The organism is Streptomyces sp. NPDC000229 (genome assembly GCF_040300825.1).
In the GTDB taxonomy this organism is placed as follows: Bacteria; Actinomycetota; Actinomycetes; order Streptomycetales; family Streptomycetaceae; genus Streptomyces.
The window spans coordinates 47,181-57,748 of record NZ_JBEPEL010000045.1 but is presented as its reverse complement, the minus strand read 5'-3'; the positions used below and the strand labels follow the sequence as shown (position 1 = coordinate 57,748).

Annotated in this window: 6 protein-coding genes; 3 read left to right on the top strand and 3 right to left on the bottom strand. The window is 73.5% G+C overall.

Going from position 1 to position 10,568, the window contains the following annotated elements; translation table 11 throughout:
* Nucleotides 1-135 precede the first annotated feature (135 nt).
* The gene (locus ABT360_RS21720) at nt 136-1,593 is read right to left on the bottom strand and encodes an NCS2 family permease (protein WP_351818836.1); all 1,458 of its coding nucleotides are present in this window, start codon (nt 1,591-1,593) and stop codon (nt 136-138) included.
* Between the two features lie 193 nt (nt 1,594-1,786).
* Between ABT360_RS21720 and ABT360_RS21715 the strand changes: the two genes are divergently transcribed.
* On the top strand, nt 1,787-2,059 hold the full coding sequence (locus tag ABT360_RS21715) for a DUF2530 domain-containing protein (protein WP_351818834.1): 273 nt from the start codon (nt 1,787-1,789) through the stop codon (nt 2,057-2,059).
* A gap of 93 nt (nt 2,060-2,152) precedes the next feature.
* A complete protein-coding gene (locus tag ABT360_RS21710) occupies nt 2,153-4,612 on the top strand; it encodes an HAD-IC family P-type ATPase (protein WP_351818831.1) in 2,460 nt (819 codons plus the stop codon).
* A gap of 17 nt (nt 4,613-4,629) precedes the next feature.
* Here the strand turns inward: ABT360_RS21710 and ABT360_RS21705 are convergent, their stop codons facing one another.
* Together ABT360_RS21705 and ABT360_RS21700 are read right to left on the bottom strand one after the other, a co-directional pair.
* Nucleotides 4,630-7,737: a sacsin N-terminal ATP-binding-like domain-containing protein gene (locus ABT360_RS21705; RefSeq protein ID WP_444852297.1), complete on the bottom strand. Its 3,108-nt coding sequence runs from the start codon at nt 7,735-7,737 to the stop codon at nt 4,630-4,632.
* A 264-nt stretch (nt 7,738-8,001) separates the two neighbouring features.
* Nucleotides 8,002-8,925, bottom strand: a complete 924-nt coding sequence (locus ABT360_RS21700) for a DUF3027 domain-containing protein (protein WP_351818828.1) — start codon at nt 8,923-8,925, stop codon at nt 8,002-8,004.
* A gap of 286 nt (nt 8,926-9,211) precedes the next feature.
* Between ABT360_RS21700 and ABT360_RS21695 the strand changes: the two genes are divergently transcribed.
* The gene (locus tag ABT360_RS21695; protein WP_351818825.1) at nt 9,212-10,558 is read left to right on the top strand and encodes an MFS transporter; all 1,347 of its coding nucleotides are present in this window, start codon (nt 9,212-9,214) and stop codon (nt 10,556-10,558) included.
* Nucleotides 10,559-10,568 lie beyond the last annotated feature (10 nt).

Sequence of the window (10,568 nt, the reverse complement as noted above, 5' to 3'; positions counted from 1 at the left end):
TCCCCAACGAACACGGCGGGCGGGAGAACTTCGACGCGGTCGCCTTCCTCCAGGAGATGAACGCCACCGTTTACCGCCGCTGCCCGGGCGTGGGGGGACACGGACCGGGCCGACGGGGGCGGGGCGAAGCGGCCGTTACGTCAGGCCGAGCGCCGGCATGACGTAGTAGAAGGCGAAGACCGCCGAGACGACGTACATCGCCACCGGGACCTCGCGCCCGCGCCCTGCCGCCAGGCGCAGCACGCTGAAGGCGATGAAGCCGATGCCGATGCCGTTGGTGATCGAGTACGTGAACGGCATCATCACCATCGCCAGGAACGCGGGCACCGCGATGGTGTAGTCGCTCCAGTCGATGTCCTTCACCGACCCGGCCAGGATCAGGAAGCCCACCGCCAGCAGCGCGGGCGTGGCGGCCTGGGAGGGGACCATGGTGGCGAGCGGGGTGAGGAAGAGGGCCACCGAGAAGAGGCCGCCGGTCACGACGGACGCCAGGCCGGTCCGCGCGCCCTCGCCGACGCCCGCCGTGGACTCCACGAAGCAGGTGGTGGCCGAGGAGGAGCTGGCGCCGCCGGACGCGACCGCAAGGCCGTCGACGAGGAGCACCTTGTTGATGCCGGGGAAGTTGCCGTCCTTGTCCATCAGCTTGGCCTCGTCGCCGACGCCGAGGATCGTGCCCATCGCGTCGAAGAAGCAGGAGAGGAGGACCGTGAAGACGAAGAGGCAGCCCGTGAGCAGGCCGACCTTCTCGAAGCCTCCGAACAGGCTGACCTGGCCGACGAGCCCGAAGTCGGGGGTGGCGACCGGGTTGCCGGGCCACTCGGGGGTGGTCAGGCCCCAGGAGGGGATGGTCGCGACCGCGTTGACGACCATGGCGACGATCGTCATGACGACGATCGAGATGAGGATCGCGCCCGGCACCTTGCGGATGATCAGCGCCAGCGTCAGGAGCGCGCCCAGCACGAAGACCAGGACCGGCCAGCCGGTGAGGTGACCGGAGGCGCCCAGCTGGAGCGGGACGGTGGTGTGCGCGGCGTCCGGGATGCGGGAGACGAAACCGGAGTCGACCAGGCCGATCAGCATGATGAACAGGCCGATACCAATGGCGATGCCCTTGCGCAGGCCGACGGGGACGGCGTTCATCACCCGCTCACGCAGACCCGTGGCCACGAGCAGCATCACCACGAAGCCGGCCAGCACGACCATGCCCATGGCGTCCGGCCACGACATGCGGGGGGCGAGCTGGAGGGCGACGACCGTGTTGACGCCGAGGCCGGCCGCCAGGGCGATCGGTACGTTGCCGATGACGCCCATCAGCAGCGTGGAGAACGCGGCGGTCAGCACGGTGGCGGTGACCAGCTGGCCGCCGTCGAGCTGGTGCCCGTACATGTCCTTGGCGCTGCCGAGGATGATCGGGTTCAGCACGATGATGTAGGCCATCGCGAAGAAGGTCGCGAATCCGCCGCGTACCTCGCGGGCGACCGTGGAGCCGCGCTCCGAGATCTTGAAGAAGCGGTCCAGGCGGCCGCTGGTCGGCTGCTGGGAGGACGGCGGCTGGGCACCGGCGTCCGTCAGCGTGGTGGCCGAGGAGGGCATGCGAAACCTCAGGGTACGGAGGGGGCGGGAAGGGGTCATAACCGGTCGTGTTTGGTCGTTCACACGAAAGAAACCGGTCAGACACAAGCCGTTTCAGTATGAAGGCATCATGCGAAGATCGGTATCTCCGCGCGTAGAGCCCGCCCGCACAAGGGTCGCGAGCCGCCCTTGAGCCCCCGCCTACACTGTGCGCATGGCGAAGTGGACCCCCAAGCACGAGGCACCCGAGCCCCTGGAGGGGCCCGTCGTCGCCACCATCACCGGCGGCACGATCATCTGGTTCGTCCTCTTCCTGGCGCAGGTCCCCTTCTACGGCTGGTTCGCCGACCGCGACCTCACCTGGTGGGTGTGGACCTGCCTCGCGGGCGCCGGGCTCGGACTGATCGGCATCTGGTACGTCCGCAGACGCGACGCGGCCCTCAAGCGGGTGGCGGCGGCCGAGCGGCCGCACGGCGACACCGACTGACGTACGGCCACGGGACCATTCCCGTCGTACCTGAGGCGGATCTTCCCGCCGCTCGCGGTGTGCGGGGGCGGGGACGGTCGTACCGTCGAAAACATGACGCAGCGGGCGAAGATCGAGACCGACGGCTCCAACGGCGCCGATCCCGGCAGGCCCGGCATCGACGCGGGGGCGGAACTCGACCCCGTCCACCCGGTACAGCCACCCGTCCAGCACCGGCCCGCCGGGCTGACCGCCGCCGAGGTCGCCGAGCGGGTCGCCCGGGGCGAGGTCAACGACGTACCCGTACGCAGCTCCCGCTCCACCGTCGACATCGTCCGGGGCAACGTCTTCACCCGCTTCAACGCGCTCATCGGCGTCCTGTGGGTGATCATGCTGATCGTCGCCCCGATCCAGGACAGCCTGTTCGGGTTCGTCATCGTCGCCAACACCGGCATCGGCATCATCCAGGAGCTGCGCGCCAAGAAGACCCTCGACTCCCTCGCCGTCATCGGTGAGACCAAGCCCACCGTCCGGCGGGACGGTACGGCGGCCGAGGTCCACATGTCGGAGATCGTCCTCGGGGACTGCATCGAACTCGGCCCCGGCGACAAGGTCGTCGTCGACGGCGAGGTCGCCGAGGCCGACAACCTGGAGATCGACGAGTCGCTGCTCACCGGCGAGGCCGATCCCGTGGTGAAGAAGCGCGGCGACCAGATCATGTCCGGCAGCTTCGTCGTCGCGGGCGGCGGGGCGTTCACCGCCACCAAGGTGGGACGCGAGGCATACGCGGCGCAGCTCGCCGAAGAGGCGTCCCGCTTCACCCTCGTCAACTCCGAGCTGCGCAACGGCATCTCCACGATCCTCAAGTACGTGACGTGGATGATGGTGCCGACCGCGATCGGGCTCGTCATCAGCCAGCTCGTCGTCAAGGACGTCGACTTCAAGGACTCCGTCGCCCGGACCGTCGGCGGCATCGTGCCGATGATCCCCGAGGGGCTGGTCCTCCTCACCTCCGTCGCCTTCGCCATCGGCGTCATCCGGCTCGGCCGCAAACAGTGCCTCGTGCAGGAGCTGCCCGCCATCGAAGGGCTCGCCCGCGTCGACGTCGTGTGCCTCGACAAGACCGGCACGCTCACCGAGGGCGGCATGGACGTCACCGAGCTACGGACCCTGGGCGGCTCGGACGAGGCGTACGTACGCACCGTCCTCGGCGCTCTCGGGGAGTCCGACCCCCGCCCGAACGCCTCCCTCCAGGCGATCATCGACGCCTACCCGGACACCGAGCGGTGGCGGTGCACCCAGGCGCTGCCGTTCTCCTCCGCACGCAAGTACAGCGGCGCCGCCTTCAGCGAGGGCGACGGGCAGACCAGCACCTGGCTCCTCGGCGCCCCCGACGTCCTCCTCCCCGACGTCGACCCCGTCCTCGACGAGATCGACGACCTCAACCAGCAGGGGCTGCGCGTACTGCTCCTGGCGAAGGTCACCGGCGAGCTCGACGACCCCGACGTCACCGCGACCGCCCACGCCGCCGCCCTCGTCGTCCTGGAGCAGCGGCTGCGCCCCGACGCCGCCGACACCCTGGCCTACTTCGCCGACCAGAACGTCGCCGCCAAGGTCATCTCCGGCGACAACGCCGTCTCGGTCGGCGCCGTCGCCGGCAAGCTCGGCCTGCCCGGCGCCGAGCAGACCGTCGACGCCCGCCGGCTGCCCGCCGAGCAGGACGCGATGGCCAAGGCGCTCGACGACGGCGCCGTCTTCGGGCGCGTCACCCCGCAGCAGAAGCGGAACATGGTCGGCGCGCTCCAGTCCGGCGGCCACACGGTCGCCATGACGGGCGACGGCGTCAACGACGTGCTGGCCCTGAAGGACGCGGACATCGGCGTCAGCATGGGATCCGGCTCGGAGGCGACGAAAGCCGTGGCCCAGATCGTCCTGCTCAACAACAGCTTCGCCACCCTGCCCTCCGTCGTCGCCGAGGGCCGCCGCGTCATCGGCAACATCACCCGCGTCGCGACGCTCTTCCTCACCAAGACGGTCTACTCGGTGCTGCTGGCGATCCTGGTGGTGTGCAGCGGCATCGAGTACCCCTTCCTGCCCCGTCACCTCACCCTGCTGTCCACCCTCACCATCGGCGCGCCCGCCTTCTTCCTGGCCCTCGCGCCCAACAAGGAACGGGCGAAGCCCCACTTCGTACGCCGGGTGATGCGGTACGCGATCCCGGGCGGGATCGTCGCCGCCGCGGCGACCTTCGCGACGTACCTGCTCGCCCGCGCCCACTACAGCGGGCCGGACGCGCTGAGCGCCGAGACCAGCGCGGCGACGCTCACCCTGTTCCTGGTGTCGATGTGGGTACTGGCGATCGTCGCCCGGCCCTACACGTGGTGGCGGATCGCGCTGGTCGCGGTCATGGGCGGGGCGTTCCTGCTGGTGCTCGTCGTGCCCTGGCTCCAGGACTTCTTCGCCCTGCGGCTGGTGGGCACGACGATGCCCTGGCTGGCCGTGGCCGTCGCGGCGGCGGGCGCCGCGACGGTGGAGCTGGCCTGGCGGTGGGTGGACCGCAGGTTCCCGGCGTAGGCCCCTCGGGCGGACGGTCAGTCGAACCAGCGGTCCCGGGCCAGCTCCGCCGTACGGGACGGGTCCTCCAGCAGCGCCGCCACCTCGAAGCGGCGCGGCCACTGGCCCGCCGCCCAGGCGAGGCCCGCCGCGACGCCCTCCAGGGTGGCCGCGTGGACGGTGCCGTCCGGGGTGCGGCGCCAGTCCAGCTCCACGCCGCCCGCGCGCAGCTCCTCGTGCTCGACGTACGTCGCGGGCGTGGCCGGACCGAGCAGGGCGTGCACCGACTCCGGTACGTCGTGCTCCTCGCCGTCCGTCGTGACCTCCGCCTCGACCTCCTCGCTCAGCCGCCGCACCTGGAACAGCTCCGCCAGGTCCGCCGCCCGCGACGGGGCCACCGGCAGCAGCGCACGGCCCCCGACCAGCGGCAACAGGTCGGGCGCGTCGGCGATCAGCGCGTCGGCCGCGTCCACCACCCGCACCTCGCCGTCGACGACCGCGCGCAGCTCGTCGGGGAGGGTCACCTGCTCGGGGTCCAGGTCGGCGAGGGCGGTGTAGAGGCCGTGCAGCTGGGCGGCGGTCACCTCACGGTCCGGGTCGGCGAGCCGCCCCAGCAGCTCCGCCGCGCCGCCCGGCTCGTCCAGCAGTGCGGCGACGGAGGTCCGCACGCCCAGGGCGCGCAGCACCTGCGGGTCCTGGAAGCCGGACGCGATGTCGACCGAGTCGTACAGCCCTTCCAGCAGCGGGTCCACCCCGGCGGCCCGCAGCCCGGCCGGGCGGCGGCCGTCCAGCACGGGGTGGTCGCGCAGCCACCACGCCGTGTACGAGCGGACCGTCTCGGTCGTCCCGTCCGGCAGCAGGACCCGCACCGGCTGGGTGAGCGCGTCGCGCAGCGGCGGCCGGGCGAGCAGCGCCAGCGCCTCGGGCCAGGCGTCGTCGTCCACCAGGTCCAGGTCCCGCACCGCGACGATCTCGGTCGCGACCGGCGGCACCGGCGTCTCGGGCAGCCGGTCCAGCACGTCCTCGCACCACACGTCGACGGCGTCCAGCAGGCCGACGTCGTCGGGCTCGGCGAAGTCCCCGTCGCGGGGCTCCAGTTCGTCCGGGTCGAGGACGACGTCCGTGGCCCGTACGAGGGCGAAGTCCGCGAGCACCCCGCAGGCGGCGAGCGGCTGCTCGCCCCACCGCTCGGCGAGCTCGGCGTCCACCAGCGCCAGCTCGTCCTCGCGCATGACGGCGGCGAACGGACTGCCCGGCAGGACCAGTTCACCGGCGGGCGCCAGTTCGCCGTCCTCGTCGGGCAGCGCGAGCGCCCCCAGCCACGGCTCGTCGCCGGGCTCCAGACCGGCGTCGCGTACGAGGGCGAGAACCGTGTCCGCCAGCTCGTCCGCGTCCAGGGCCTCCTCGTCCCAGGTGTCGCCCGCGTCCAGCGATCCGGCGACGGCGGCCCGCACCTGCGGGGTGGTGAGCACGGCGCGCGGGGTGGCGGGCAGGGCGCCGAGTTTCTCCAGGATCGGGTGGGCGGCGTCCGGGTGGGCGACCTTCAGGCCCAGCCGCGTCAGGTCGGTGGGCGTGTCCGGCAGCGGCAGCAGGACGTGCCGGGGGCCGGTGGCGGTACGTCCGCCGACGAGCGGCACGGGAAGGCCGGTCAGCCGGTCGGGGTCGACGCCCGCGAGCGACTCGTACAGCCGGTGCCACCACTCGGGGGTGCGCTCGGTGCCCGCCAGCCGGTCGATCGCGTCGCCGAGGGAGAGACGGGCCACGCCGAGGGCGCGCAGCTCGGTGCGGCGCTCGAGGCCGGCGGGCAGCAGCGTCGGCAGGACCTCCGCCAGGACGCGTACGGCGTCGGCGCCCGCGCCCTCCACGACCTCCGCCTCGAACGGGCGCAGGGCCGTCAGCTCTTCCGTGGCCGCCGCCGGGGCCAGGAACGCCACGCGTGGCAGCAGCTCCAGCACGGCGCCCCGGATCTCCCCGTCCAGGGCGCCCTTGCCGAGCGGTCCCGGCACGAGGTCGATCGTGCCCGTCGTCACGGGCCGCCAGTCGGCGAGCAGCTCGGCGTACGCGTCGGCCGCGCGGCGCACCAGGAAGTCGGTGAGCGGACCGGGCGCCGGATGGCGGCGGGTGGTGTCCAGCGGGAACGTGGCGATGAGCAGGGCCGGGATGCCGAGCGGCTCGTCGGTGGGCGTCGGGGCGTGCACCACGGGCGCGGTACGGGGGCGGGCGGGGGCGCCCTCGCCGTCGACGGGCACCGCCCAGGTCACCGCCCAGTGCGGCCGCAGCCGCTCCTCGACGGGCCGGTCCTTGAGCAGCTCGGCGTCGATGGCGCCCTGGTGGCTGACGGTCCGCCACCGCCGGGTGCCGCCGTCCGTGTCGTCGATGTGGACGTACCCGTCCTGCTGTCGGCGCGTGAGCGTCCGCGTGCCCTTCGGAGTCTCGACGACGACCTCGGTGAGGCCAGGCAGGGTCAGCAGCAGGGCGTCGTCGATCCCGGCGAGCAGCCGTTCGGCGAGGTCCACGGCGGCGGCGTCCCGCAACGGCAGGATCACCACCGTGTCGTACCCCTCCGGTGCGGTGCCCTCGGCGGGCAGCGGGAGGCGCAGCAGCGGTACGTGGCCGTCGCGGCGGCGCAGCTCGTCGCCCAGGCCGGGGCTGGCCTGCGCGGCCTCGGCGGCCATCTCGCGGGCCTCGCGCAGCGACCACCTCACGCCCCCGTGCCGGCCCACGACCGCCGGCTCGTCGCTCACCGCGAGCACCGCGGCGAACCCGACGCCGAACCGGCCGACCGCGCCCTCGTGACCCTCCCGCTTGGCGGAGGCGCGCAGCGTGCTGAGCGACTCGACGCCGGTCGCGTCCAGGGGCGCGCCGGTGTTGGCGGCCGCGAGTACGGCGGGGCCGTCCGCGTCAGCCGGGTGCAGGGTCAGCCGGAGCCGGCCGGGCACGCCCGCGCGGGCGGCGGCGTCGGCGGCGTTCTGCGCGAGCTCCACGACCAGCCGGTCGCGGTAGCCGCCGAGTGCGAGGTCCTCCTCGGCGTTGGCGTCCTCCCGGAACCGGGCGGGCCCCGCGCCCCACGCGTCGAGCACCCCGCGCCGCAGTCGCGCGGTCCCGAACGGGTCGGCCCCATCGGTCGCCGTCGCCCTCACGCTCACGTCGTGCTCCGCTCTCTTCGGCTGTGCATGTTCCGGGGCCCGAAGGTACCGCGTGCCGCAGCCGAACCAGGGCCTCGGCCCCCGGGGCCGACTGGTACACCCGGGGCGGCGCCCGGGCCGGGTCGCCCCTGCGGGGTCGGTCGCCGTTGGGCCGCTGCGGGGTCACCGCAGGACCCGGCCCCCGAACACCCCACGCGGGCGCGCAAACCCCCTGGCCCCGCACGGGGCGCACCCGCCGCGAGGCGCACCCGCCCGGCGGGAGGGCTAGCTGTGGCCGAGGTCCTCGGAGGCGGCGTCCGGGGACACGGCGGGCACCGAGCCGCTGTCGCGGGCGGGACGCAGGGGGAACTCGTCGGCGCCCATCGAGTCCAGGACCGGCGGAGCCGGGCGCGGCGGCTTGGGCATGACGGCCGCCTCGGAGTGGCCGCCGCAGCCGTACGTCAGGGACACCACGTGCCCGTCGGCCGGCGAGAACTCGTTGGCGCACACGCCGAACGCCTGCTTCAGGGACCCGCCCAGCGGCATCAGGAACCCGCACGACACGCACGGCGCCGGGGCCGCCTGGGCCATGGGGGTCTTCGCGCCGAAGTTCTCCTCCCACCGGTCGGCCGCGACGTGCAGCCCGTACCGCGACAGCACCCGCGCCCGGCGCAGGCCCAGCTCCTCGGCGACGGCCGCGATGGATCCCCGCGAGGGCGTACGGGTGACGAGGTCGGCGTCCTCGGTCTCGACGAGCTCGGCCATCTCCTCCGACACGGGGGAGTTCGGCGGCGGGACGTCCTCGCCGGTGTACCCGGGCTCCAGACGGAGGTCGTCCTGCTCGGTCGGCAGCAGGTCACCGGGGCCCAGGTCGCCCGGGCGCAGCCGCTCGCTCCACGGCACCCACTCCGGGGCCAGCAGCGCGTCGGGCCCCGGCAGCAGGACCGTCTCGTCGAGCGTGACGACCTTCGCGCGGGACGCGCGGGCCACCGTCACGGCCCAGCGCCACCCCCGGTAGCCGGGCTCACGGCATTCGAAGAAGTGCGTGACGACCCGGTCGCCCTCTGCGACGACGCCGGTGTGCTCGCCCACCACCCCGGGCGCGGCCACCTCGGCGGCCGCCTCCCGCGCAAGGTCCACCGCCTCGGCGCACAGGCGGTCGGGGGCGGGGGTACGCGCAGTACGGCTTCGCGTCGTCGCAGCACTCACAGGTCTCGCTCATCTCCTACGCCGTCTCACAGATGCGCCGGCCGATTCGCGATGTACGGGCGGCGGGCGGAGCGGACCAACGGGCCGCATCGACGTCCGCGCCCGACGTGTCTCGGGCACACCTATCGTCATCCATTCTGCGGGATGCCGAAGAGGCGCGCGGCCGAGAACTTCCGCCGGTGGCGCGCTACGCACGCTACCCCCTCCGCAGCCCGCCGCCCACCTGCCCGCCCCAAGTAGCTCTCATCACGGTTCACCAAAGGGACTGCTGGGGCACTATGACGAGGTGGCAACCGCGAGGTCGTCCGAGGCCGCCGGGCCGCTCCGAAGGGCGGGCCGGCGGGTCGGCCGTGCCCTCCACCTGCCGTTCACGGGCACCGCGCGCGGTATCCGAAAAGCGACACACGCCCACGGCGCGGGTGAATCGGGTCTCGGCAAACTGATCGAACTGCACGCCGTGAACGGCGCCGGTGACGTCATGATCACCGTCGCCCTCGCCTCCACGGTCTTCTTCTCCGTCCCGACCGACGAGGCCCGCGGCCGGGTGGCGCTGTATCTCGCCATCACCATGGCCCCGTTCACGCTCCTCGCGCCCGTCATCGGCCCGCTCCTGGACCGCATCCCGCACGGCCGCCGCGCGGCGATGGCAGGCGCGATGGGCACCCGCGTGGTGCTCGCCATCGCCCTGTCCGGCGCGGTCGCCACCGGTGACCTGGAGCTGTATCCGGCGGCGCTCGGGGTGCTCGTCGCGTCGAAGGCGTACGGGGTGGTGCGCAGCGCCGTCGTACCGAGACTCCTGCCCCACGGCTTCTCCCTGGTGAAGGCGAACTCCCGGGTCACCCTCGCCGGCCTGCTCGCGACGGGCATCGCCGCCCCCATGGGGGTGGGGTTGCAGCAGATCGGCCCGCAGTGGCCGCTGTACGGGGCGTGCGTGCTGTTCACCGGGGGGACGCTCCTGGCGCTGTCGATGCCGCACAAGGTGGACTCGGCGAAGGGCGAGCGCAAGGCCCACATGCTGACGCACGGCGAGCGCAGACCGAGCCTGCGCACGGTCGGTCCGTCCGTCCTGCACGGCCTCCAGGCGAACGCCGCGCACCGCGTGCTGTCCGGCTTCCTGATCTTCTTCCTCGCCTTCCTGCTGCGGGAGCACCCGCTGTCGGGGCAGAGCGCGGCGGTGTCGCTGGGCATCGTCGGTGTGGCGGCCGGCGTCGGCAACGCGTGCGGTACGGCGCTGGGCGCGCTGCTCAGGTCCCGGGCGCCGGAGCTGATCGTCGCCGCGATGGTGACGCTCGCGATGACGGCGGCGATCGTGGCGGCGGTGTTCTTCGGCGGGGTGGCCGTGGCGGCCCTGGGCGCGGTGGCGGGGCTGTCGCAGGCACTGTCGAAGCTGTCGCTGGACGCGATGATCCAGCGGGACGTGCCGGAGGTGGTGCGGACGTCGGCGTTCGCCCGCTCCGAGACGCTGCTCCAGATGGCGTGGGTGGTCGGCGGCGCGATCGGCATCGCCCTGCCGCTGAACGGCACGCTCGGCATGTCGGTCGCGGCGGGGATCCTGGCGCTCGGCGTGGCGGTGACCGTACGGGGCCTGCTGACGGCCGCGCGGCGCGGCACGCCGCACCCCCGCGCGGCGTGACACGGGGCGG

Coding starts and splice junctions, on each gene's coding strand:
- ABT360_RS21720 (WP_351818836.1), bottom strand. CDS start 1,593: ATGCCCTCCTCGGCCACCACGCTGACGGACGCCGGTGCCCAGCCGCCG.
- ABT360_RS21715 (WP_351818834.1), top strand. CDS start 1,787: ATGGCGAAGTGGACCCCCAAGCACGAGGCACCCGAGCCCCTGGAGGGG.
- ABT360_RS21710 (WP_351818831.1), top strand. CDS start 2,153: ATGACGCAGCGGGCGAAGATCGAGACCGACGGCTCCAACGGCGCCGAT.